Origin of the sequence: Eubacterium sp. AM46-8 (genome assembly GCF_003466705.1) — a bacterium.
Classification (GTDB): Bacteria; Bacillota; Clostridia; order Lachnospirales; family Lachnospiraceae; genus Lachnospira.
In genome coordinates, this window is the sequence record NZ_QSEU01000001.1 from 91,843 (window position 1) to 116,845 (window position 25,003).

General features: G+C 37.7%; 25 protein-coding genes and 1 other RNA gene. 5 read left to right on the top strand and 21 right to left on the bottom strand.

Annotated features, from left to right (window positions below):
• Positions 1 to 6 precede the first annotated feature (6 nt).
• Positions 7 to 1,395, bottom strand: a complete 1,389-nt coding sequence (locus tag DW963_RS00480; RefSeq protein WP_117913432.1) for a biotin/lipoyl attachment domain-containing protein — start codon at positions 1,393 to 1,395, stop codon at positions 7 to 9.
• Positions 1,396 to 1,596: 201 nt separating this feature from the next.
• On the opposite strand from DW963_RS00480, the gene DW963_RS00485 reads away from it, so the two are divergent.
• Positions 1,597 to 1,809, top strand: coding sequence for a DUF378 domain-containing protein (locus tag DW963_RS00485; protein WP_022097422.1), 213 nt, complete (start codon positions 1,597 to 1,599; stop codon positions 1,807 to 1,809).
• Between the two features lie 52 nt (positions 1,810 to 1,861).
• Here the strand turns inward: DW963_RS00485 and coaBC are convergent, their stop codons facing one another.
• Genes coaBC through mtaB form a run of 3 tightly spaced genes read right to left on the bottom strand, consistent with a single transcriptional unit; the run spans position 1,862 to position 5,221 of the window.
• The gene (gene coaBC, locus DW963_RS00490; RefSeq protein ID WP_117913433.1) at positions 1,862 to 3,055 is read right to left on the bottom strand and encodes a bifunctional phosphopantothenoylcysteine decarboxylase/phosphopantothenate--cysteine ligase CoaBC; all 1,194 of its coding nucleotides are present in this window, start codon (positions 3,053 to 3,055) and stop codon (positions 1,862 to 1,864) included.
• A 31-nt stretch (positions 3,056 to 3,086) separates the two neighbouring features.
• Positions 3,087 to 3,893: a type III pantothenate kinase gene (locus DW963_RS00495; RefSeq protein ID WP_117913434.1), complete on the bottom strand. Its 807-nt coding sequence runs from the start codon at positions 3,891 to 3,893 to the stop codon at positions 3,087 to 3,089.
• Positions 3,893 to 5,221 (bottom strand): tRNA (N(6)-L-threonylcarbamoyladenosine(37)-C(2))-methylthiotransferase MtaB, encoded by a 1,329-nt coding sequence (gene mtaB / locus DW963_RS00500; RefSeq protein WP_286168841.1) that lies wholly within the window; start codon positions 5,219 to 5,221, stop codon positions 3,893 to 3,895. Before mtaB ends, DW963_RS00495 begins: the two co-directional genes overlap by 1 nt.
• A 103-nt stretch (positions 5,222 to 5,324) precedes the next feature.
• Between mtaB and DW963_RS00505 the strand changes: the two genes are divergently transcribed.
• Positions 5,325 to 5,558, top strand: a complete 234-nt coding sequence (locus tag DW963_RS00505; RefSeq protein WP_012739394.1) for an HPr family phosphocarrier protein — start codon at positions 5,325 to 5,327, stop codon at positions 5,556 to 5,558.
• A gap of 55 nt (positions 5,559 to 5,613) precedes the next feature.
• Here DW963_RS00505 and thiI read toward each other — a convergent pair whose 3' ends face one another.
• The 7 genes from thiI to DW963_RS00540 form a co-directional block, all read right to left on the bottom strand.
• Positions 5,614 to 6,795 carry a tRNA uracil 4-sulfurtransferase ThiI gene (gene thiI, locus DW963_RS00510; RefSeq protein WP_117913436.1) on the bottom strand — a complete coding sequence of 394 codons (1,182 nt, stop codon included), beginning with the start codon at positions 6,793 to 6,795 and terminating at the stop codon, positions 5,614 to 5,616.
• A gap of 77 nt (positions 6,796 to 6,872) precedes the next feature.
• On the bottom strand, positions 6,873 to 8,030 hold the full coding sequence (locus DW963_RS00515; protein WP_117913437.1) for a cysteine desulfurase family protein: 1,158 nt from the start codon (positions 8,028 to 8,030) through the stop codon (positions 6,873 to 6,875).
• Between the two features lie 16 nt (positions 8,031 to 8,046).
• Positions 8,047 to 8,784: a 16S rRNA (uracil(1498)-N(3))-methyltransferase gene (locus DW963_RS00520; protein WP_117913438.1), complete on the bottom strand. Its 738-nt coding sequence runs from the start codon at positions 8,782 to 8,784 to the stop codon at positions 8,047 to 8,049.
• A 3-nt stretch (positions 8,785 to 8,787) separates the two neighbouring features.
• Positions 8,788 to 9,744, bottom strand: coding sequence for a 50S ribosomal protein L11 methyltransferase (gene prmA / locus DW963_RS00525; RefSeq protein ID WP_117913439.1), 957 nt, complete (start codon positions 9,742 to 9,744; stop codon positions 8,788 to 8,790).
• A 29-nt stretch (positions 9,745 to 9,773) separates the two neighbouring features.
• Positions 9,774 to 11,177: an aminopeptidase gene (locus DW963_RS00530; RefSeq protein WP_117913440.1), complete on the bottom strand. Its 1,404-nt coding sequence runs from the start codon at positions 11,175 to 11,177 to the stop codon at positions 9,774 to 9,776.
• Between the two features lie 16 nt (positions 11,178 to 11,193).
• Positions 11,194 to 11,811 (bottom strand): SMC-Scp complex subunit ScpB, encoded by a 618-nt coding sequence (gene scpB / locus DW963_RS00535; RefSeq protein ID WP_117913441.1) that lies wholly within the window; start codon positions 11,809 to 11,811, stop codon positions 11,194 to 11,196.
• 1 nt (position 11,812) lies between these two features.
• Positions 11,813 to 12,589, bottom strand: coding sequence for a segregation and condensation protein A (locus DW963_RS00540; RefSeq protein WP_117913442.1), 777 nt, complete (start codon positions 12,587 to 12,589; stop codon positions 11,813 to 11,815).
• A 141-nt stretch (positions 12,590 to 12,730) separates the two neighbouring features.
• Here DW963_RS00540 and DW963_RS00545 point away from each other — a divergent pair, with 141 nt between their 5' ends.
• Entirely contained in the window at positions 12,731 to 13,585 is an 855-nt protein-coding gene (locus tag DW963_RS00545; protein WP_117913443.1) for a YihY/virulence factor BrkB family protein, read from the top strand.
• On the opposite strand, the gene DW963_RS00550 is transcribed toward DW963_RS00545, so the two are convergent.
• The 4 genes from DW963_RS00550 to DW963_RS00565 all read right to left on the bottom strand — a co-directional run bounded on the left by DW963_RS00550 (position 13,554) and on the right by DW963_RS00565 (position 18,446).
• The gene (locus DW963_RS00550) at positions 13,554 to 15,284 is read right to left on the bottom strand and encodes a SpoIID/LytB domain-containing protein (RefSeq protein WP_117913444.1); all 1,731 of its coding nucleotides are present in this window, start codon (positions 15,282 to 15,284) and stop codon (positions 13,554 to 13,556) included. The two genes, DW963_RS00545 and DW963_RS00550, sit on opposite strands and share 32 nt — an antisense overlap.
• A 142-nt stretch (positions 15,285 to 15,426) precedes the next feature.
• Positions 15,427 to 15,606, bottom strand: a non-coding RNA gene (gene ssrS / locus DW963_RS00555) — 6S RNA.
• A gap of 156 nt (positions 15,607 to 15,762) precedes the next feature.
• On the bottom strand, positions 15,763 to 17,367 hold the full coding sequence (gene pckA / locus DW963_RS00560) for a phosphoenolpyruvate carboxykinase (ATP) (RefSeq protein ID WP_012739404.1): 1,605 nt from the start codon (positions 17,365 to 17,367) through the stop codon (positions 15,763 to 15,765).
• 140 nt (positions 17,368 to 17,507) lie between these two features.
• Complete coding sequence (locus DW963_RS00565) at positions 17,508 to 18,446, bottom strand: sigma-70 domain-containing protein (RefSeq protein WP_117913445.1); 939 nt, start codon at positions 18,444 to 18,446, stop codon at positions 17,508 to 17,510.
• A gap of 151 nt (positions 18,447 to 18,597) precedes the next feature.
• Here DW963_RS00565 and DW963_RS00570 point away from each other — a divergent pair, with 151 nt between their 5' ends.
• Positions 18,598 to 19,236 (top strand): RpiB/LacA/LacB family sugar-phosphate isomerase, encoded by a 639-nt coding sequence (locus DW963_RS00570; RefSeq protein WP_022097436.1) that lies wholly within the window; start codon positions 18,598 to 18,600, stop codon positions 19,234 to 19,236.
• A 65-nt stretch (positions 19,237 to 19,301) separates the two neighbouring features.
• On the opposite strand, the gene DW963_RS00575 is transcribed toward DW963_RS00570, so the two are convergent.
• Together DW963_RS00575 and DW963_RS00580 are read right to left on the bottom strand one after the other, a co-directional pair.
• Positions 19,302 to 19,859, bottom strand: a complete 558-nt coding sequence (locus tag DW963_RS00575; RefSeq protein ID WP_022097437.1) for a biotin transporter BioY — start codon at positions 19,857 to 19,859, stop codon at positions 19,302 to 19,304.
• A 120-nt stretch (positions 19,860 to 19,979) separates the two neighbouring features.
• Positions 19,980 to 20,399 (bottom strand): GNAT family N-acetyltransferase, encoded by a 420-nt coding sequence (locus DW963_RS00580; protein WP_199669349.1) that lies wholly within the window; start codon positions 20,397 to 20,399, stop codon positions 19,980 to 19,982.
• A 102-nt stretch (positions 20,400 to 20,501) separates the two neighbouring features.
• Between DW963_RS00580 and DW963_RS00585 the strand changes: the two genes are divergently transcribed.
• A complete protein-coding gene (locus tag DW963_RS00585) occupies positions 20,502 to 21,443 on the top strand; it encodes a pectinesterase family protein (protein ID WP_117913447.1) in 942 nt (313 codons plus the stop codon).
• Here the strand turns inward: DW963_RS00585 and DW963_RS00590 are convergent.
• The 4 genes from DW963_RS00590 to DW963_RS00605 form a co-directional block, all read right to left on the bottom strand.
• The gene (locus DW963_RS00590) at positions 21,438 to 23,072 is read right to left on the bottom strand and encodes a sensor histidine kinase (protein WP_117913448.1); all 1,635 of its coding nucleotides are present in this window, start codon (positions 23,070 to 23,072) and stop codon (positions 21,438 to 21,440) included. The genes DW963_RS00585 and DW963_RS00590 overlap by 6 nt on opposite strands.
• 27 nt (positions 23,073 to 23,099) lie before the next feature.
• Positions 23,100 to 23,777, bottom strand: coding sequence for a response regulator transcription factor (locus tag DW963_RS00595; RefSeq protein WP_117913449.1), 678 nt, complete (start codon positions 23,775 to 23,777; stop codon positions 23,100 to 23,102).
• A gap of 86 nt (positions 23,778 to 23,863) precedes the next feature.
• Positions 23,864 to 24,352, bottom strand: a complete 489-nt coding sequence (locus DW963_RS00600) for an HD domain-containing protein (RefSeq protein WP_117913450.1) — start codon at positions 24,350 to 24,352, stop codon at positions 23,864 to 23,866.
• A gap of 11 nt (positions 24,353 to 24,363) precedes the next feature.
• Positions 24,364 to 24,990, bottom strand: a complete 627-nt coding sequence (locus tag DW963_RS00605) for a lactate utilization protein (RefSeq protein WP_117913451.1) — start codon at positions 24,988 to 24,990, stop codon at positions 24,364 to 24,366.
• Positions 24,991 to 25,003: the final 13 nt, after the last annotated feature.

Sequence of the window (25,003 nt, forward strand, 5' to 3'; positions counted from 1 at the left end):
AAGCATTTAATATATCATCTCATTCTCTGAATACTTGTCTGCATCTAGAATTATTCTGTCATATATTGACACACCATGACTAAGCGACTGTTTTAATATGTAGTATTCATTATTGCCATCTATTACTTCTACAAGCTTAAATACTGTATATCCTGTATTAACACAATACACACCTCTAAGCTTTTCAACCGGTCCTACAACGAACCTGTCACTTGAATCCATCCTGATTATTCCAGTGCCGGCTGCCAGTTCTGTCTTCTTAATATACACAGCCTCATCATTTGACTTATATATATCAACAGCCTTAAATACCTGATTCAGCTTACCATCTGAATCGCTCTGTTCTACAAGGAATCCATAATCACCCTTTTCACCATTAGTTATGAGGTATTCTTTAGGTATCTTATAGAATTCATTCTCAGTTACCGCCGATACCGGAACCTTGATTCCTGACTTTCCTGACACAATTATCTCAATATCAAGGAATCTCTCTGTAGAATATCTTATCATATATTTTGATAATGTTATCTCACCATATGAGTTCTTACCATCATTAACTATCTTGAATGGAAATGTGCCTGTAATATTATCCTTGGTAAACTTAATTGACAATGTATCCTTAGATGAAAGAGAATACTTATCTATATCTGACTGTGTAATTGGAAACATCAGTGTCCAGTTCTCACTTGTAATAAGCTTATATGCAGGATCTGAGGCTGTAATAAGCTTTTCTGACTTAAGACTCTGCTTATCATATGATTTTTTCTTAAAGTCAACACTGCCAATTGTTTCCTCGGTAACTCCTTCATAACCATCAACCGAATAAACAACTATACCCGGTTTATCTGACTTTGCAGTCTTGAAAAGGTCCTGACTTCCTGTGCTTGATACAATTGAATCAAGATTGGCCATAATATTCTCATTAATAGACTGTAGTACAGTTGCATTAAGATCTGACTTGAGATCATAAACTGCACTGAATCCACTGTCTGCATACTCAGTCTTGTAATTAGTAAGTGTATTCTTAATGACTGTAAGATTCTCATCTGAAAGTGCATTGCCATCTCCTGATGTATACTGTGCAAGTATATCTGAAACTCTTCCTGTCTCATCAACCGTATACACTGTATCACCGGTCATAACTCTTGTTCCCTCTCGCTGATAATAGTTAATATCACCAGAATATGAGGAATTATAGACTTCTTCCTGTCTTAAGGCAACTGCTGTAAATGAAGCATTATTCATTAGTGAACCCACTTCAACTTCATATGTCTGTACCTTTGCTTTTGAAACATATATAACTATAAAGCACACAATATATACCAGCACTATTCCAAATATAATTGCTGCTGCTTTCGGCTTTCTTCTGTATCTGACTACTTTCTTTCCCGCCATGATAAACCTCATTATTTCCGCACTTTATCTGTGCTGATTCACAAACACTGTAATTGTAGCATTTTAGACAGTATGATACAAGGTTTAAAGTCGTCAAGTTTACACTTTTTCTCAACAAAATCCATATTTTACCAGTATGATTTATCTTACATTTTCCATACTAATTTCAAAACCAAATCCGCTATTTTAAGGAGGCATTTTATGAATTCTAAACCTATAGACTACATTGCTCTTACAATTGCCATTGTAGGAACGCTTAACTGGGGACTTATCGGTTTCCTCAACTTTAATCTTGTGCATTTTATATTCAGATCAGTTATGGTTGACCGTATAATCTACGCACTTGTAGGTCTTTCTGGCTTATATCTTTTAAGTACTTACGGAAGAATCAAGGCACTTGGCGAAGATATGTAGCAAAACAGGCTGCCTGTTATCACAACCGGCAGCCTGTTTTTATTATTTACTATTATTGTCTTGCTTTCATTATTCTGTCAAGAAGTGCGTCAGCAACCTCTTCCTTACTCATCATAGGAAGCTCCTCGACTGCGTCTTTAGTAATAACAGTAACCACATTGGTATCTGTTCCAAATCCGGCTCCTGCCACCTTGACATTATTAGCCACTATCATATCAAGATTCTTCTTTGTAAGCTTCACCTTGGAATTGTCAAGCATATGCTCTGTTTCCATTGAGAATCCGCACAGGAACAATCCATCTCTTTTACTGCTTCCAAGTGTGCCGATTATATCTTTAGTCCGCTCAAGAGGAATTGACATATCACCATCTTTTTTCTTAATCTTTTCATCACTTACATCAGACGGTCTGTAATCTGCAACTGCTGCTGCCTTTATTATGATATCTGCGTCTTTAGCACTCTTAATTACTGCATTATACATATCCTCTGCTGAAACAATATCCACCATCTTAACAAATGGCACCGGTTCAAGACTTACTTTTCCTGATATAAGTGTTACATCCGCTCCACGAAGCATTGCCATCTTAGCAATTGCATATCCCATTTTTCCAGTGGAATTATTAGACAAGAATCTTACAGGGTCTAACTTCTCTCTTGTAGGTCCTGCAGTAACTGTAAGCTTAATTCCTGCCATATCCTTATCTTTAGCTATTGTCCTTAAGATGTAATTAAGAAGAACCTGCTCCGATGGCATCTTTCCTGCACCTGTATCTCCACATGCAAGATAACCGCTGTCAGGCTGGATAATTTCATATCCATAATGCTCTAATTTCTTAAGATTATCCTGTACTATAGGATTAGTAAACATATTAGTGTTCATTGCAGGTGATATAAGCTTAGGACATTTGCATGCCATAATTGTTGTAGTCAGCATATCGTCTGCTATCCCATTTGCAATCTTTCCTATTACATCTGCCGAAGCAGGTGCTACAAGGAATATATCAGCCAGCTTTGCAAGGCTGATATGCTCAACATTAAACTGGAAGTTTCTGTCAAATGTATCAACTAAGCACTTATTTCCTGTAAGTGTCTCAAATGTTATCGGATTAATAAAATTGCATGCATTCTCAGTCATTATAACATGCACATTGGCATGTTTCTTTACAAGCATACTTGCAAGATTAGCAATCTTATATGCTGCTATACTGCCTGTTACTCCAAGAACAACTGTCTTTCCCTTAAGCATATTATCTCCTCCCGCTTATGCGTTCACTATTCTAGACATTTTTATCATAAATGTATTTCAAACCTCTTATAAGAAGTGCAGGGTCAGTCTCAATTCTATTTCTGCAGAATGGGATTATAACCTTACTAAGCCCCCCTGTTGCCACAAGCTTTGCAACAGGCTTTCCGTTCTTTCCGAATCCGCAGCAATCTATTATTCTGTCAACAATTCCATCTATACTTCCTGCATGTCCGTATATAAGGCCGCTCTTCATACAGTCAACCGTGTTCTTTCCAACCGGTCCTTTAGGTGCATCAAAGCTGATTCTTGGAAGCTGCGCCGTTCTTGATGAAAGTGAATTCATTGAAACGCCTGCTCCCGGAAGGATTGCACCACCTATATAATTACCATTCTCATCAACTGTGCTTATAGTAGTTGCTGTGCCTATATCAACTATAATAACAGGTGCGCCATAATCATGTGTCGCTGCAACTGCATCAACTATTAAGTCACTTCCCACCTGCTTTGGCTGGTCCATAAGAATGTTAAGCCCCGTCTTTACTCCGGGTCCTACAACAAGAGGCTCTATATCTACAACCTTTTCAACAGCAGCTTTAATAACATTAACAAGCTGTGGAACAACTGATGATATAATTGCACCATTGATATCCTCTGATTTTATATTATAGATTTCAAGAACATTCTTAAAGCTGATAGCATACTCCAGCTCTGTCTTTGAAAGGTCTGTACTCAGCCTTTCCTCAAATATTACTTTATCATCATCAACACAGCCAATAACTATATTAGTATTGCCCATATCTATCGCTAATATTGTTCCTTTAGTATTCTTTCTTGACATTAATTACACCTCGCTAATATAGTAACCCCGTCACATATAAGCTTATCAGCCATACATTCATATATATCATTAACAGGATTATCGTTAAACTCATCAGCGGCTATTGCCACTCTTATGTAGTTCTTTGTATATCCTGTATAATATGACCTGCCATCTATTTCTGTCAATTCTTCTATAAGAACTTCGAGTCTTTTTCCAATATACATCTTTCTGTATTCAAGTGACTGTACCTTCTCTAACGCAAGCAGTACCGCACTTCTTTCTGATTTCACAGTGTCTGCTACCTGTTCCTTCATCTTGTCAGCAACAGTTCCCTTTCTTCTTGAATATTTGAATATATGCATTTCGTAAAAATGTACTTTCTCAAGGAACTTGCGTGTCTCAAGGAAATCTTCCTCTGTCTCGCCCGGAAATCCAACAATTACGTCAGTAGTTATTGCCGGATTCTCAAATACTTCTCTTAACCTTACGCAGCCCTCATAATACTCTTCTGTATTATATTTTCTATTCATTGCCTTTAATGTCCTGTCGCATCCACTCTGTAATGATAAGTGAAAATGTGGACATATCTTTTCTAAGCCGGCAATCCTTTTTGCAAATTCTTCTGTAATTATTCTTGGTTCAAGCGAACCTAAACGTATTCTTTTAATTCCTTCAATCTCATGGATTGCCTCTATAAGTTCTATAAGACTTATATTCTCAAGGTCTGTTCCATAAGATGATATATGAATTCCTGTAAGAACAACCTCCTTAACACCTGTAGCTGCAAGCGTCTTAACCTCATTTACTATATCTTCAGGCTTACGGCTTCTTACCCTGCCTCTTACGTATGGTATTATGCAGTAAGAACAGAACTGGTTGCATCCGTCCTGAATCTTGATATACGCTCTTGTGTGTTCCCCTGTCTGGTTAATCCTAAGCGATTCGTACTCCTGATACTTGTCATTAATATCAACCAGATAGCTTGTTTTATCCGAACCGCCAAAATAATCGTTTAATGCTTCAACAATACTTATCTTCATATTATTGCCAAGAATGATATCAACACATTCATCCTTTTTAACTCCGTCAGGGTCTGCCTGCACATAACAGCCAGCAGCAACAACAACCGCCTCCGGATTCATCTTCTTTGCCTTATGCAGCATCTGTCTTGATTTTCTGTCAGCAATATTAGTCACTGAACATGTATTAATTATATATATATCAGCCTGAACATCTTCACTGAAAGGCACTATCTCATACCCCTCATCCCTAAGCATTATCTCCATTGATTCTGCCTCATAGGAATTAACCTTACAGCCCAGACTGTGTATAGCAACTTTTTTCAATTTAATCCTCATTTCCTGTTAATTTTTGTTACATTTCTTTATTGACATAGGTTTAACAAATAGATATTATAGTTTATAGAAAAACATTTAAGGAGGTATTCTAATGAAAACTGTAAAGATTTCATTAAATTCAATCGACAAAGTAAAATCTTTTGTCAACGATATCACTAAATTCGATGTTGACTTTGATCTTGTTTCTGGCAGATATGTAATTGATGCCAAGTCTATAATGGGTATATTCAGTCTTGATCTTTCTAAGCCAATTGACCTGAACATTCATGCAGACAATGATATTGATACAATCCTTGCCGTATTAAAGCCATACATCGTTGAGTAATGATGTGTAAGAACATATAAACCGCTTTATCTGTAACAGATAAAGCGGTTTTATTTTATTCAATTACGATTTTTTCTGTTGTCTCAATTGCTGTCTTGTAAAGCTCCTCAATAACTCCGTCAAGGTTAGTCTCATGCTGCTTGATAACATTAAGATTAGGCTTGGTTACAGGGTGCTTTGCAACGAATATTGTACAACAGTCCTCAAATGGCTGTATTGATGTCTCATATGAGCCAATCTTTTCTGATATATCAATAATCTCCTGCTTATCAAAACCGATAACCGGTCTGAATACAGGCATTGTACACACTTCGTTAGTACAGTAAAGACTTGCCATTGTCTGGCTTGCAACCTGTCCGATACTCTCTCCTGTAACAAGTCCCTGACATCCGCTCATCTTTCCTAAATCTTCAGCAATCTTCATCATATATCTTCTCATAATGATTGTAAGCTCATCATGTGGACATTTCTCATATATAGCCATCTGGATATCTGTGAAATTAACAACATTAAGTGTAATAGGACCTGAATACTTAGATACAATCTTTGCAAGGTCAATTACTTTCTGCTTTGCTCTTTCACTTGTATATGGTGGAGCATGGAAGTATGTTGCTTCAATCTGTACACCTCTTTTGGCAACCATATATCCTGCAACAGGGCTGTCAATACCGCCTGATAATAAAAGCATAGCCTTTCCTGCTGTTCCGATTGGCATTCCGCCAGGACCCGGAACCTCGATAGAGTAAATATTGATTACATCTCCTCTTATCTCAACCTGTAAAAGAACCTCAGGCTTATGCACGTCAACCTTCATCTCTGGGAATGCATCAAGAATTCTTCCACCAAGCTCCATATTAATCTCCATTGAGTTCATTGGATAATTTTTTCTTGTTCTTCTTGCATTAACCTTGAATGTAAGATTCTTATTCTTATATGCCTTATCAAGATAATTGATAACCTGATTAGCAAGGTCATCAAAACCATTATCTTCAATCTGAACTACAGGACAGATTCCAACTATACCAAATACTCTTGTAAGGCTCTCAATTACCTCATCATAATCATAGTCCGAAAGTGCATTAACATAGATTCTTCCATCTGCTCTTCTTACATCAAATTCTCCCTCAACATCTTTAAGTGAGAACTTAATCTGTCTTACAAGGGCATCCTCAAAGATGAATCTGTTCTTTCCTTTAACGCCTATTTCTCCATACTTTATCAAAAATGCTTTATACATCGTTTTCCGCCTTTCCTTTGCATATCAAGATTTGTGCAAAGCACAAATCTTGTGTGTGAAAATCTATTTTCACACAATTATCGTCTTGTGTACTTCCTAAGCAGTGGAAGCATCTGTTTAAGTGTTTCTATTGTGTATTCAAGTTCTTCCTTTGTTGTCTCATAGCAGAAGCTGAACCGAAGTGTAGAATCAAGCAGCTCCTTATCAAGTCCGATTGCAACAAGTGTATTGCTCAGTCCCGGCTTGTTAGATGAACATGCTGAACCTGATGATACATAGATTTCTTTATCTTCAAGTGAATGAAGAAGTACTTCTGCCCTTACTCCCTTAAAGCTTGCACTTACAATCTGTGGTGCCGAATCCGTACCCTTCTTGCTGTTCACCTGTACATCAGGAAGCTTTTCAAGCTCATCTATGAAGTAATCCTTTAACTCATACAAATGTGCTATCTTACTTTCAAAGTCATTATTATATATAAGCTTTACGGCAGTTGCAAGCCCTGCTATAGCCGGAACATTTTCAGTTCCTGAACGCATGCCCTTCTGCTGTCCTCCGCCGTATATAATAGGCTTGATTCTTGTCTTATCATTAATGAATAAGAATCCGCTTCCCTTAGGTCCGTGAATCTTATGCCCGCTGACTGAAAGCAGGTCAATTCCAAGCTTCTTAGGATATATCTTATATTTGCCATAAGCCTGTATCGCATCAACATGATATACAATATCAGGATTATAATCTTTAATTATATGTCCGATTTCTTCAATCGGTTCAACAGCACCAATTTCATTATTAACATACATTACTGAAACAAGTATTGTCTCATCATCAAGTGCGTTCTTCAGGGCCTCTATATCAACTATTCCGTCTTTATCAACCGGAAGATAAGTTATTCTAAAGCCTTCTTTTTCAAGGAAATTGAATGGCTCTTTAACTGAGGAATGTTCTACCGATGATACTATGCAGTGCATTCCTTTTCTTTTATTAGCCATTGCTGTTCCGATTATTGCCATGTTATTTGATTCTGTTCCACCAGAAGTAAAAAGTATCTCCTTATCCTGACACTTAAGAGTCTTTGCTATAACCTCTTTAGCTTCACGGATATATTTCTCTGCATCAACGCCCTTCATATGCTTTGATGATGGATTACCATAATCTTCTGACATAACCTTTACTGCTGTTTCTACTACCTCTGCTGCACATTTCGTTGTAGCAGAATTATCAAGATATGCTTCCATATTGCCTCTTTTCCGCTTATTCTTCCATATTATACATAAGCACTGACAACAGCATCATTCCCGCTGTCTCAGTTCTTAATATTCTCTTACCAAGTGTAATTACCTCACAGCCTGCATTTACAGCTTCGTCAAGCTCTGACCTGTCGAATCCGCCCTCAGGGCCTATGAATATACCAACAGATTCTCCATGTCCGATTTCTTCAATCACTTTTCTAGTCTTTTCCATGCCTTCTGCGCACTCATATGGCAGTAAAAGCTTATCTAGCTTTCCTGCATATTCAAGTGCCTGCTTAAATGTCATAACTTCTGTCACTTCAGGCTGGATACTTCTCTTGCTTTGCTTGGCTGCACTTAATGCAATACCATTCCAGCGTTCAACCTTAGCTTTAGCTTTCTTCGCATCTAGTTTTACAACGCTTCTTTTCATTGCTACAGGAACAACTCTGTATGCTCCGAGTTCTACAGCCTTCTGTATTATAAGTTCCATTTTGTCAGCCTTAGGCAGTCCCTGAAACAGAATTATTCTTGAAGGCAGTTCTTTCCCCTGCTCATCCTTGCTTAGTATATCTGCCCTTATATATTCATCCGACATAGAAGCAATGCTGCATTCATAATCAACATTATCTCCGCTGCTTATAAGAAGCTTGTCGCCTTCTTTGAATCTTAATACATTCTTAATGTGATTAACATCACTTCCAACTATATCTATATATGAATCATGGATATTCTCATGCTCTGCAAAAAAATGATACATACACTACTTCCTTCTTGCTGTGATATTAACCCACTCGCCATCATGGTTAATCTCAACTATCTCTAACTCAGGATTCTTCTTAAATGCCTCTGCTACCTCATTTTCCTTAGTATCTATAATACCTGAGGTAATAAAGTAAGCGCCGTGCTTCATATGCTCATGTATGCATGTTGAAAGTGGCTCTAATACGTCTGCAAGGATATTGGCACACACAATGTCGTAGCACTCATAGCCACAGGCATCTTTAACAGCCTTGTCATCAATGATATTACCCTCAATAACCTCAAGCTGCTTCTTATCTATATTGTTCTGCTCTGCATTTTCCTCTGATGCAATAATTGCATTAGGGTCAAGGTCTGTACCAAATGCATGCTTTGCACCATATTTTAATGCAACTACTGAAAGTATACCGCTTCCACAGCCGACATCTAACACCTCATCACCATCTTTAACATACTTCTGAAGCTGCTTTATAACCATTCTTGTAGTCTCATGTGAACCTGTTCCGAAAGCTGTTCCCGGGTCAATGCTAAGTACAGCATGCCCCTTCATCTCCTCTGTCTCCGGCTCCCATGTAGGCTTAATGAATAAGTCTCCTATTGTAAATGTATGCCAGTACTGCTTCCAGTTATTAATCCAGTCCTTATCCTCTGTCTCTGATTCTGTGATTGTACCCTCACCAATATCAATAAACATTCTTAAATCTTCAAGTTCTGCCTTAACCTTTTCAAGCATTGAGCCATCATCTTCTTCACTGTCAATGTAGAAATTAACCTTAGCGCTGCCATCATCAGGTGGAAGGTCAGGAATGAAATCTACAAACATTGACTTAGCCTCTTCCTTAGTAAGCTGTACATTATCCTCAATTTCGATACCTTCAATTCCTATATCATTAAGCGCGCTGCTTATCATATCAACTGCATCTGTAGTTGTCTGGATTGAATATTTATTCCACTTCATATTATTGTCCTTTCGTTAACACAAACATTTTACATCTGTAAAAATGCTTCATATCCCTTTAATGTCTCATATAGGTCAGCCTTGCTTATTACCTCGTATGGTGCATGCATATTCTGTACAGCAATTCCACTGTCGATTACATTCATATCAAGATTAGCTAAGATATATGCGATTGTTCCGCCACCGCCTGCATCTACCTTTCCAAGCTCTGCCATCTGGAAATATACATCTGCATCATCCATAACTTTTCTTAACTTTCCAATGAATTCAGCAGAAGCATCATTAGAACCACTCTTACCTCTTGAACCTGTGTACTTGTTAAACACCATACCTTTTCCAAAGAATGCTGAATTCTTCTTTTCAAACACAGATGCATAATTAGGGTCATATGCTGCACTTACATCTGATGATAACATATAAGAATTAGCAAGTGCTCTTCTTAATTTAAGCTCTGAATAATCACCGCATCTGTCCATAACCTCTGCGACCATATTTTCAAAGAATCTTGAATGCATACCTGTTGCGCCGACGCTTCCTATCTCCTCTTTATCTACAAGAATACATACGCCAGTTCTTGTAACATGTGGTGTATTAAGAAGTGCAATAAGCGACGGATAAGCACACACTCTGTCATCATGTCCATATCCCATAATCATGCTTCTGTCCAGGCCATAATCTCTTGCAGGTCCTGCCGGAACAGCCTCAAGCTCTGCTGATAAGAAATCTTCCTCTTCAATCCCATATTTTTCTTTAAGAATTGCAAGAATATTCTTCTTAACTGCTTCCTTTTCTTCCTTATCCTCATCTGTATTATCACTGTCTGATGCTGCCGGCATGCTTCCTATAAGGATATCAAGGTCCTCGCCCTCAACCACCGAGCTTCCTTTCTTTTCCATCTGTTTAGCAGCCAGGTGTATAAGAAGGTCTGATACTCCGACAACCGCATCGCAAGCGTCTTCTCCGATTACAACTTCAACACATTCGCCATTCTTTAATGCAACAACACCATGAAGTGCAAGAGGAATTGCTACCCACTGGTATTTCTTGATTCCTCCATAATAATGTGTATCAAGAAGAACCAGGTCTGAATCTTCATACATAGGATTCTGCTTGATATCAAGTCTTGGTGAATCAATATGTGCCCCAAGTATATTCATACCAGTGCTTATCGGTTCACTTCCAATATTAAAAAGCACTATTGCCTTCTTCATATTAACGGCATATACCTTATCGCCTGCTTTAAGTGTCTCATTAGCTGCTATTATCTCCTGTAAATCTCTGTATCCGGCTTTCTTTGCCAGTTCTACAGCCTTTTTTACACATTCTCTTTCTGTCTTACACTCAGATATAAAAGTCTTATATTCATCTGCAAATGTGAATACATTGTTCTTATCTTCGTCTGAATATTTCTTCCATGCATTCTTTCTTTCCATAATGTCAACTTCCTTTCTATATTCCTAATGTTATCTGACCATCAGAATCTTCCTGATTATCTGCATCAAAGCTTTCGCTTGCAAGCTCTAACTCTGCCTCTTCCTTATATTGTTCAACCATATCTTCACTGATTGTTGGAAGCTCGTCTATCGACTGTACTCCAAATGACCTTAAGAAATCCTCTGTTGTTCCAAAAAGCATTGGTCTTCCCGGCGCATCAAGTCTTCCAACTTCCTTCACAAGACCGAGCTCAACAAGCTTGCTTACTGCTCTGTCTGAATTAACACCTCTGATATTCTCTATCTCTATCTTAGTTACAGGCTGCTTATATGCTATTATCGACAATGTCTCTAATGCCGCGTCTGTCAGTGTATATCTTCTTGGCTGGCTGCACACTCTTATTAGTGCATCATAATATTCCTGCTTGGTACACAGCTGGAAGCTGTTCTCAAGCTCAATGATTCTTATTCCCCTGTTATCTGATTCATATTTATCCATAAGATTGTGTACTATCTTAACAGTTGTATCCACATCCTGTTCTATGGCATCTGCAAGCTTACCTGCTTCCACAGAATCACCCATAGTAAAAAGCACAGCCTCAATTATGCCTTCCATCTGTTCTAAACTCATCATTCTACTCCTCTGTTATATCTTCAATAAGCTCAGGATCCCTGACCACCCTTATGAATATATCATCCTCCGGGCATTCCTGCTTAACCTCAACAAATCCAGTCTTAATAAGCTCTAACACAACTAAAAATGTTACTATAACAGCAATCTTTGACGGATTATTCCACAAAAGCTCCCTGAAACTAAAATCTTCATGCTCCATCATAAATGCTTTAATATCCACAAGCTTTTCACTCATGGTAACTTCTTCTTTCTCAATCTTTCCAAACTTGCTTCGTACAGGATCTATCTTATCTTCCTTACGTTTACAAACATCAGCAAATATTCTGTTAAGACGCATAAGTGTTGTATCACCAATAACCTCTGTAAGATCAACCGGCGGTGTATATGCTGCAACCGCCTCCGGAATATTCTGCTTCTTATAATAAGTTCTCTCTGCATCTGTATGCTTGTCCTTTAATTCCTGTGCCATAGCCTTATACAGCTTGTACTCTAACAGCTTTTCAACAAGCTCTGCTCTTGGATCTTCCTCATTGCCTTCCTCATCCACTTCCTTAGGAAGTAACATTCTTGACTTAATATCAAGAAGAGTTGCCGCCATTACAAGGAACTCACTTACCACATTAAGATCTTCCTTCTTTAGCTGCTCAACATATTCCATATACTGTTCTGTAATCATTGCAATCGGAATATCATATATATTAACTTTATTCTTATCTATCAAATGTAAAAGAAGATCTAAAGGTCCTTCAAACACCTGAAGCTTAACACTTATTCCCATATCTGCCTCGCTATATTTACTGTGCATAATTACACGTATCACATTTTACATAAAATAACTGCTGTTTGCAAGTAATTGCTAAATTCTATAAAATAACATATAATATCTTGAAAACATTCAATTAAGGATTAAGGTATAAGAATGCTCAATTTAATATTATTAATCAAAAGAATTGTCACTAAAATATCTGAAGACCGCATCGGCGACTACGCATCCTCAGCATGTTACTATCTCATGCTGAGCTTTTTCCCGTTTTTTATTGGTCTTTTAAGCCTTATAAAGTTCCTGCCAGTTTCCAAGGCAGACCTTTTAAAAATCATATACGGCGTTCTTCCAACTCAGCTGCAGCCTATTGTCCGGGCAATGCTCACTGATATATATGACAATTCAACAACTGCATTAACCCTCATTACTGCAATTGCTATCATATGGGCTGCCGGTAAAGGTTTCATGGCTATTGTCCGTGGATTAAAACAGATATACAGAAAAGATAACCAGAAGAACTGGCTTTTCCAGAGAATAAGAGCAAGTATCTATGCCCTTATATTTATGATTCTTATTATTGCCAGCCTTATACTTATGGTATTTGGTAACAATATTATGAGCTTCACTATGAAATATATACCACAGCTTACTAATGTAGTCGTGATATTCAGAGGAATATTTAACAGTAAACATTTTCTCTTTCCAAGTATATTCACACTCTTCTTTACTATAGCATTCTCACTTGTATCAAGAAGAGGAAAAAAGTTCTATAAAGAGATTCCAGGAGCTTCCTTTTCTGCTTTAGGATGGTATCTTTTTACAGCACTGTATTCTCTTTATGTTGGCCACTCACCGAACTTTTCATACATGTACGGAAGTCTTGCTACTATTATCATAGCACTTATATGGATGTATGCCTGTATGATTATAATATTCATCGGTGCAGAGATTAACTACTTCATCAATGATGAAAAAATATTCAGGCATTATCTTGGGAAGAAATCAGAGTAAGCGTAGTACCTCTGTAGAAGAATTCCAGAATCTGCGCGTAAGTCATGGATTCTGCCATTTTATTGGCAGCATTCTGACTCATGCCGATTCCATGTCCGTAGCCACCTCCTGTTATCTTAAAGCCTGTAAGCTTCTTTCCCTCCGTCACCTTCTCAAACACACAGAATGTACTTGGCAGATTAGCATATCTTGTCGTTCCTGACTTAGTATTCATATCCACATTTGCATTGCCAAATGCTGCCCTAATCGCTGATTCACTGTCTATCACTGTCTCGCCTTTATCACCTGTAACCTTAACTTTTACTGCCGCTCCTCCATTAACACGCTCAAGTACTTCAATATCTGTTATGTTTCCTACATTCTTCCCTGTAGAACGTGCAAATCCTTCACTTATCTCTTTAACAGATTCCTCCATGCTCCATCTGTACAAGGTGCAGTCGTAATCATAATCAGCCTCATTTTCACCTTTTATAAATGTATTGAACTCCGATTCTACTGTCAGTGTAAGTCCTCTGTCCACTCCACCCACACACTCCGCAACAAAATACGGATAGTTTTCTGTTGTATTGCCCCAAAGTGTAACGTCTGTTGTGCTTCCACATGAGGTTGAATAGTAATATGTCTTAACAACTTCTCCGTTATATGATAGCACCTGTCCCGCTGTCTCATCTACTGCAGTATCTGTTGATTCTGCCCGCTGTGAGTTATTATATACCTGAAACTGTATTGAGTCATCAATATGTGCTCCATAAGCACTATAATAGTTATTAGAAAGTTCCGTATAAGCATAGCTTCTTGCACATACAGCCTGACATTTCAGTGCTTCAAGATTAAACCCTGACGGCATCTCGCTAGGGACAACTTTTTTAAGATAATCTTCTATCCCCACTTCATTTACAACAACAATTCCCTCATCATACAGTGAAACTTCAATAGTTCCGCCATATGAAGGTGTTCCTATGCCTCTGTTTACTGACTGGAACTGTATCTCACCTGATTTAGGAATTAGTTTTATTCTGCCCTCATTAAAGTCTTCTGTATCCGGATTAAACACAACCGTCTCCCCAGGTGCCGTCTCATAAGATTCTTCACCAGTCTCAACTATCATTCCTGAATCAGCACAAAAAACTGCTTCATTAAAAAATATATCTCTGAATCCGCTTGTCTTGATAATTACTCTTATATTGTCAGCCTGCAAAGGTTTATTCTTAATAGCACCACAAACTTCTCCATCCGCCACAATAAAATCCTGTAATGCATAACCGACAATTATACTGCTGTAATTACTTATCAATGAGTTTTCTTTTTCATACATAATAAAGTCCTCATCCAGCTTAACAGAACCATAACCTTCAATTTCAACGCTATCTTGTGAAACTGACAGCACCTTTCCACTTACAACATCCGTCTTGGTATTAACTCCAACAATCTTTCCATCCTCAACGGTAATATCACATAAACACCCGGTTACATCTTCTGCTATCTTTCCACTATTGAATTTCTTTATATTACCATACATATTGGCAGTTATCGTGTTGTCTTCTATATTAGTTACATATACATTTTTATAAATATTGATTTCTGACGATGTGTCCTGATATCTTGATTTAATCATATGTGACATATATATACATGCTGATGACATAAAAATCACCAGTGCAGAATAGGCTAAGAATATTATTTTTGTTCTCTGTTTCATATACTATTCTCCATACTAAATTAAGTGTCCCTGTTCAGACAAGCTCTTGATAGTATATGCTGAAAATGTGTGTTTTAGAACTAGGTATGCTCATCGCTTTTCGCGCAAAAAACAGGCTGTCACTTATGTGACAGCCTGTTAATAATATCCCAAAACGCCGCTCCCCACGCTTTCGACTCCTAGCGAAGCTAGGTGGGCAACCGCATCCAGACCGCTGCCTTCCACTGACTAAGGAGGCTTGACATTGGAATGGAGATATAGGAATCCCGTCGATGAAATGTAGGATCAAAATAATGTGGTTTTGCGAACGTCCCAGGAAATATTCAATTGATACGTGATCTGTACCGATGTATTGATTATACATCTTCTTTACTGATTACACAATATTATATGTCAAAAAAATTCAAATATACCTGCGAATGAATTCAATTCAGACGCAGGTATATAATCATAATTCAAACTCTGTAACGATTGAAAATTAAAGCTGTGGACCAGCAGCAACTAAAGCCTTACCAGCTTCGTTACCTGTGTACTTAACAAAGTTCTTATTGAATCTTGCAGCAAGATCCTTAGCCTTAGTCTCCCACTCAGAAGCATCAGCATATGTATCTCTTGGATCAAGGATTGCTGGATCTACTCCTGGAAGCTCTGTAGGAACTTCAAAGTTGAACATAGGAATCTTCTTTGTTGGAGCTGTATTAATAGCACCTGAAAGGATAGCATCAATGATACCACGAGTATCCTTAATAGAGATTCTCTTACCTGTTCCATTCCATCCTGTGTTAACTAAGTAAGCCTTAGCTCCACTCTTTTCCATCTTCTTAACAAGCTCTGCTGCATACTTTGTAGGATGAAGCTCAAGGAATGCCTGTCCGAAGCAAGCTGAGAATGTAGGTGTAGGCTCTGTGATTCCTCTCTCTGTACCAGCAAGCTTAGCAGTAAATCCTGAAAGGAAGTAGTACTGTGTCTGCTCTGGTGTAAGAATAGATACTGGAGGAAGTACTCCGAAAGCATCTGCTGAAAGGAAGATTACATTCTTAGCTGCTGGAGCTGAAGAAATTGGTCTTACTATATTCTCAATATGATTGATTGGGTAAGATACACGAGTATTCTCTGTTACGCTCTTATCTGCGAAATCAATCTTTCCATTCTCATCAAGTGTAACGTTCTCAAGAAGAGCGTTTCTCTTAATTGCATTGTAGATATCTGGCTCTGAGTCCTTATCAAGGTTGATAACCTTAGCGTAGCATCCACCTTCAAAGTTGAATACGCCATTGTCATCCCAACCATGCTCATCATCACCGATAAGGAGTCTCTTAGGATCTGTTGAAAGTGTTGTCTTACCTGTTCCTGAAAGACCAAAGAAGATTGCTGTATTCTCTCCGTTCTTATCTGTGTTAGCTGAGCAGTGCATTGAAGCAATACCCTTTAATGGAAGGTAGTAGTTCATCATAGAGAACATACCCTTCTTCATCTCTCCACCATACCATGTATTAATGATTACCTGCTCATGGCTTGTAATGTTGAATGCAACACATGTCTCTGAGTTAAGGCCTAATTCAGCATAGTTCTCAACCTTAGCCTTAGAAGCATTATATACAACGAAATCTGGCTCGAAGTTCTCAAGTTCTTCTGCTGTTGGCTTAATGAACATATTAGTTACAAAATGTGCCTGCCAAGCAACTTCAACGATGAAACGAACTGCCATTCTTGTGTCCTTGTTAGCTCCACAAAATGCATCAACTACGAAAAGTTTCTTATTAGAAAGCTCTGCCTTAGCGATGTCCTTAACCTTAGCCCATACATCTTCTGACATTGGGTGGTTATCGTTCTTATACTCATCTGATGTCCACCATACAGTGTCCTTAGAGTTCTCATCAACAACAATGTACTTGTCTTTAGGAGAACGACCTGTATAGATACCTGTCATAACATCAACAGCTCCAAGTTCGCTTTCCTTACCAACTTCATAACCTTCGTTAGTAGACTTAGTCTCTTCCTCGAATAATAATTCATAAGAAGGATTGTAGACGATCTCTGTAGCACCTGTGATGCCATACTTGCTTAAATCGATTTTTGCCATCTTACATAAACCTCTTTTCTTATAATTTCTTGTAAATTATTACAAAATTCTTTTTAATTCTATACCATGCCCTAATTAAAATCAATAAAAAATTGTTAAATTTTTCTCGAAATCGTGTATATATTAATTTTATTAATCAGTTATTCTTTAGGAACCGTCTTTTCGTACTTGATATCTTCAATTGTTTCACTTGAAAGCCTGATAGCCTCAAGTACCACATTTTCTGCAACTCCCATGTTCTTTGCTACTTCTTCCACCGTAGGTTTTCTTCCTAATTCTTCTTTAAGTCTTGTTCCCCAGTCATTTACAAGATTGACTTTATTGAGAATTTTTCCCGAAACCATATTAACATCCGTCTGTTCATCTATAAGCATATTAAGACTGCCTTCAATAAGCTCCTTAACTGCTTCGTCAATTCCTTTAAGCACATTAAGAAGGTCTTCCTGTCCACCTTCTTTAATCTTATCCTTCCACTCATAATTATTAAGCCATTCCTGCTGTCCTATATATGCTGTCATAGCCAGATTGGCCTCCTGTACAAGGTCACATGCAAGAACTCCCTTTCCTCTGAATGGTTCTATCCATGACACAATCTTTTCAAGATAACTTTCTGTAAGCAGTTTTAGTGATTCTTTATCATTATCCTCAACTATGTTCATAAGAAGATATGATCTTGTAACATCTGTCATAGGCTGTATTCCTGATATATCCTGAAGATATATTTTCAGATACTTCTCATCCTCTTCATAATCAAGATGACTTACAATATCATCCGCAACCTTCTTATCTTCCTGTTCTTCCTTAGAAATATGTTGTCCTGACTCATCAATATTATCATCTGAGGCACTTTCCATCAGCTTCAGGAATTCATTATCTACGCTGTCTTCACCCTGTATCTTAATTCCATTAGCCATCAGATATCCGGAAATCATCTGGAATTTGGCATCATCTAATGCCATATCTTTAAAAAAGCTGTGTACATCCTCTCTTGTAACAATATTGCCATTAACCTTAGCGTATTCTTTAATGCTTCCGACAGCCTCCATAAATGCTGCCTGGGAATCTTTATTTTCAGCCATATTATCTAACCTCTTTCAACTTAATTCGTTCTGTATAATATAACACATAAGTACGCATTTGGTAAATGTATTATTTCAGTATACACATTTGACAAAAGCAATCCCACAGCTTATAGTTTATATAGAATATAAGAAAAGAGGAGATTTCATAATGAGAATCGCATTAATTAATGAAAACAGCCAGGCTGCAAAGAATGAGATGATTTATGCATCACTTAAGAAGGTTGCAGAAAGCAAGGGACATACAGTTGATAATTATGGTATGTACTCAGCTGATGATAAGGCACAGCTTACATACGTACAGAACGGTATCCTTGCTGCTATTCTTTTAAACAGCGGTGCTGCTGACTTTGTAGTAACAGGCTGTGGTACTGGTGAAGGTGCTATGTTAGCACTTAACTCTTTCCCTGGAGTTCTCTGTGGACATGTTGTTGATCCTTCAGACGCTTATATGTTCATGCAGATTAACGATGGTAACGCTATCGCCCTTCCATTTGCAAAGGGCTTCGGATGGGGTGCAGAGCTTAACCTCACATACATCTTCGAGAAGCTTTTCGAAGGTGAGCCAGGTGGTGGATATCCTAAAGAAAGAGTTGTTCCAGAACAGAGAAATAAGAAGATTCTTGACGGCGTAAGAGCTGTTACTCTTAAGCAGGATCTCGTAGAAGTTCTTAAGGAGCTTGACCAGGATCTTGTTAAGGGTGCTGTTGCAGGTGAGAAGTTTGAAGAACTTTTCTTTGCTAACTGCAAGGATGAGAAGATTGCTGAGTATGTTAAGACTCTCAGATAATTAATTCTGCAATGCACTTAAAAAGGTGCCTCCGTTAATCCGGAGACACCTTTTTCTTTAACTTATTATGCTGCTTTCTGTATAAGACCAGCTTTGGTTATTGCATATCTTACTGTCTTTCCAAGAAGTGTTGCAATAACTATCTTAACAATATCAAATCCGATAAATGGATATACACATACTGTAAGTGCATATGTGACTGAACATTTCATAAGGTATACAAACCATACCGTACCAAATGCATATGCAACAGCAGTTCCAACTACCCAGCCAAGCATTGTAAGAAAAATATTCCTGTGTGAAAGCTCAATCACAGCTCCTCCAATAAGTGCCATGAATATGAAACCAATAAGATATCCTCCTGTTGGTCCGAGAAGCTTTCCTAATCCACCAGCGAATCCTGAAAATACAGGAAGTCCTACAGCACCAAGCAGCAGATATATTCCATAGCTTCCTGTTCCTGCCCATATACCCAGTACAAATACCGTGAAATAAATCACAAGATTAGTAAGAGATATTGGAATCTGACCAATTGGAACTGAAAGTGGTCCAAGAATACATGTAACTGCTGCCATCATAGCCATAAATGTCAGCTGATAAATAGTAACCTTTTTGCTTTTCATAATTAAAGTCCTCTTTTCAAATGTAGTAATACAACATTTGTTATTGTACACACTCAAAAAGCTATTGTCAACCTATTATTATTTTAAGTTAACATTAGGTTAACATTATATATTACAATACTATTGTAATATATACTGTATCATTCCCGGACCCAGTTCTGGTGTCGGTCTTGCGATAAATCCATGCTTTTCATAGAATATCTCTCTACCCTTGGCACACATAAGACAAAGCATCATTCTTGTACCTTCCTGGGTAATTCCTTTAACATAATCTATTATATGTTCTATAAGCATGCTACCTATGTGCTTACTCTGATATTCCGGTATTATTATTAAATCCTGAATATAGCTTATTACAGCCATATCTCCAACCACTCTGCCCATTCCTATAGGCTTGTCACCATCATATACTGTAAATACTTTCACGCTGTTATCCAATGCTCTCTGAGCCTGCTTTTCATCTAACTTAATCCATCCAACCTGTTTTCTTAATGAAAGATATATATTAACATCTCTCATATCTTCTATTATTCTTATCATAATCACTATTTCCTACAATTTTTTTAACGAAAGGAATTATACTCGCTTTATTTATTAATGTCCAGTGTGCTATAATAGCAAAAAAATATCGGAGGTACTCACATGATTACTGTAGCTAAAGATAATTCCGGAGATTTTAATTCTATCCAGCAGGCTGTTGATTCAATTCCAGCTGGAACCCCTGAGACTATCTACATTAAAAAAGGAATATATAAAGAACGCGTTGAAGTCAGAAAAAATAATATTACCTTAATTGGTGAAGATACAGACGAAACTATTATTACAGAGGGTTTCTATGCAAGAATGATTATGCCTGACGGCTCTAAGCGTGGAACTTTCCGTTCCTATACATTTCTTGTATATGCCGATAATTTCTCTGCAAGCAATATAACATTCGAAAACAGTGCCGGATTTGGTGATAATGTCGGTCAGGCAATCGCTGTATACGCTGAAGGTGACAACATCACATTTAAGCACTGTAAAATTCTCGGTCATCAGGACACTTTATTCACCGGTCCGCTGCCTCTTAAAGAAAAACAACCAGGTGGTTTTACAGGTCCAACAATAGACGGTGAAAGAAAGCTCGTTCACCAGTTATATGAAGACTGCTTTATATGTGGTGAAATTGATTTTATTTTCGGAAGTGCCACAGCCTACTTTAAAAACTGCACACTTTTTGCATTAAACCGGAATGAACCCATCAACTCTTATTATACTGCACCTTCAACATATGAAGGTCAGGCTTTCGGATATGTATTTGATAATTGTACATTTACAGGAAACTGTCCGCCTAAAAGCGTTGCTTTAAGCAGACCTTGGAGAATTCATGCCAAGGTTGTTCTTCTTAACTGTGAATATTCCGACCAGATTATTGATGAGGGCTTCACTGACTGGAATAAACCTGAATCACATGAAACTGTATATTATGCTGAATATAATGGACATGGCGATGGATATAAGCCTGAAAAAAGAGCAGCCTATGTTCATCAGTTAGATGAAGCACAAGCTGCCCGTTATACTCTTGAAAATGTTATGAAATCATGATTTGCAGTCAAGTGTGAACCAGAACTCTACACCGTCAGAAACATTTCTGACGCCATACTCCTGCCCCATTGACTCCATAATAGCCTTAACAATTGATAATCCTATACCATTACCGCCATATTCTCTTGTTCTTGCTTTATCGGTTTTATAGAACTTCTCCCAGATGCGTTCAAGGTCCTCTTCAGCAATATTCCTGCCACTGTTATATACTGTGACAGTGATTGTTGCTCCGTCTTCTGACTTTGATGTTCTGACCTCTATTGCTTGCTTTCCGTCACAATGGTTAAGTGCGTTGGATATATAGTTGGTAAGAACCTCTTCTGTCTTATATTCATCTGCCCATACGAAATTCTGTTCATTACGATTATCAAATACTATGCTCATATTCTTCTGTCCTGCCCTTATTGCATTAGCATCAACAACAGAAGCTATCAGCTCATTAATGTTAAAACGCTCCATATCCGGTTCATCATTACCAAACTCTATCTGATTAAGCGTAAGCAGTCTCTTAACCATTGTATTCATCTTGTTTGCCTCGTCCATAATAACATCACAATAAAATCCCATACTTTCAGGATCATCTGTTATGCCTTCCTTAAGACCTTCAGCATATCCCTGTATCAGGGCAATTGGAGTCTTTAATTCATGAGAAACATTTGAAAGGAAATCTGTTCTCATAATCTCAAGTTTTTCTTTCTTATCGATATCCCTCTTTAGTTCCAGATTAGCTTTCTTAAGCTCCGCAATATTATGTTCAAGTTTCTCAGACATATTGTTCATACTCTTACCAAGCAGTCCAATCTCGCCTTTATCACTGCCTTCATACCTTGCATCAAAATCCATTTCTGACATTCTCTCTGCAATATCAGAAAGCTGCTTTATCGGTCTTGTTATATATGTTGATACCACAAATGCTGAAATTATTCCAACTATAAGAATTGCTCCACCAACATATTTAATAAGTGTTGTAGATATATTCACATTATCCTTAATTCCCTGAATTGGAGTTCTTAATATAATTGAATAGCCATTATCAAGCGTGCCCCATATCTCAAGATAATAATCGCCCAGTCTCTCATCGTACACCTTCTGAAGTGTGTATTTATCGTTAGAGCTTATTATTGTTCTGTTCTCAACAAGCGATGTACCCGACATATCAATAATATCTTCCAAACGCTTTCTATGATTATTCTTATCATCCTTGTCTGCTGGGTTATCTGAATCATCTTCCTGTTCCTTAGGTTCTGGTGCTTTATCAGGCGAACCATTATTCTTAAAAATATCTCCATTAAATATACTCATGCGAAGACGTTCCATCATTGAATCATCTCCCTGAGTACTTACATATATGGTACACCAGCTGCTGTCAACTACAAGCACAGATATTCCCTTTGCTGTAGATATGTTCTCCATATCAGCACACATAGTATCTTTATCTATCTGTGAATCAGTATATTTCTGCATGATTTCATTGACATTCTCATAAGAATTAATCATGCTCTTCTGCTTACGGTTCATATACACTTTTTCTGAAAAAATGCTGTTAAACCCAATAAGCATTGACACAAGACATGTAACAGTAACTACCAGAAGAAGTGTAATCTTAAACTTGATTGAATGTATCTTCATCTTTAATTGCCTTCCTTATACGCAGAATCAGTCAACAATGAACTTGTAACCCATACCCCAGATTGTCTTGATGTAATCACCCTTCTCACCCATTTTCTTTCTTAATTTCTTAACATGGGTATCTATAGTTCTTGCATCCCCATAATAATCATAATTCCATACATTATTAAGAATCTTCTCTCTTGACAATGCAATTCCCTTATTCTCAATAAAATAAGTAAGTAGTTCAAACTCCTTATAGCTTAACTCTATCTCTTCACCATCAATCTTAACGATATGTGCCGCTTTATCAATAGTAATTCCACCTATCTCAATTATTTCGTTGCTGTCAACACCATATGCACGTCTTATAATTGCATCAACTCTGGCTGTAAGTATCTTAGGAGAAAATGGCTTGGCAATATATTCATCAGCTCCACATTCAAAGCCTTGTAGTTCATCCATCTCCTCACCCTTGGCTGTAAGCATAATAATAGGAACTTTAGAATCCTTTCTTATCTGCCTGCACACTTCCCAGCCATCCATTCTTGGCATCATAACATCAAGAATTATAAGAGCAATATCTTTATTCTCCATAAATGTATCAACAGCCTCAACACCATCAGCTGCCTCAATAACAACATAACCTTTTCTTGTCAGGAAATCACTTACAAGCTTTCTCATTCTGCTTTCATCATCTACTACCAAAATCTTCATCTTATCCATATGTAATCCTCACTTTCACGGTGAATTAATTGTCTATATATTATCTGATAAATATGTTTAAAATGTGTACTCTGTTGATAAATATATTATTCAAGCCCGAACATTTCCCGACATATCTTTTTACCACATTCTGTCTTAAAAATGCTGTTATATGCCTTTAATGCTGCTTCCTTTGTAAGATTATCATCGCATATGTTAACTAAGAAATCTGCCTCAACAAGTATCTGATAATCAATGCCGTCAATATTGTTGTAAGTATGATGATGTCCTATCAGATACTGCACTCTTTCTGATACTTTGCTGTCAAAGCCAAGCCTGTCAAGAAGTTCTGCTGCGATAGCCGGGCCTTCTTTTTCCTGCAGCCTGCCACCACACTCACCATATTTTTCTTCACATATATGAATCCCGATATCATGTGTAAGCGCCGCTGTTTCGATTATAAAAAGACTTTTTTCATCAACATTTTCCATCTGTGCAATCAGCTTTGCATAGCTGTGAACCTTGCAAAAATGCTGTATTCTCTTAGCGTCTCCTTTATATAATTCAATCATTGCCATATGAAGTCTGTTAATCATAATTTCTCCTTTTAATAACCAAGTGTGTCATTTACAAGTATTACATGTATTCTTCCGACATGACGTGAATATCTTGTAATCAGGAACTGGCAGCATAATGTGTCTGGTGATTTACAGTCAAAACATTTTCCGGTTGTCTTGCATGGTGTCTTGACATTAAAATTCTGTGCATTGGTTGGTGCAGCTATATTTCTTGCACGCTTCATTGCCGAATCGAGGTCTGAACAGACTTTATTCATTCCAACTATGAAGATTACCTTCTTTGGTCCCTGCGCTATGCATGAAACACGGTTGGAATTGCCATCAATATTGACAAGAATTCCATCACTTGTCATTGCATTTGCACTTGATAAGAACACATCAGCGTCATATGAAGCCAGAAGTCCCTCTCTTGGAGTCATCTTTGAACGGTCTATATAATTGTAATTGTCTTCCTTCAAAGCCTCTACAAGTCCAATCTCCTGCGCACTGTGGCAGCCGCCCATAGCAATCGTGCTTTCCTCATCAATTAACTCCAAAGCCTGCTTTAATGCTGCTTCTTTATCTTCTGCATAATATCCTGACATGTTTCTTGACTGTAAGCCTTTAATCACAGTCTGTGCCAGTACTTCATTTCTTTTCTTTACATTTTCGTCCATGCTTGTATCCTCC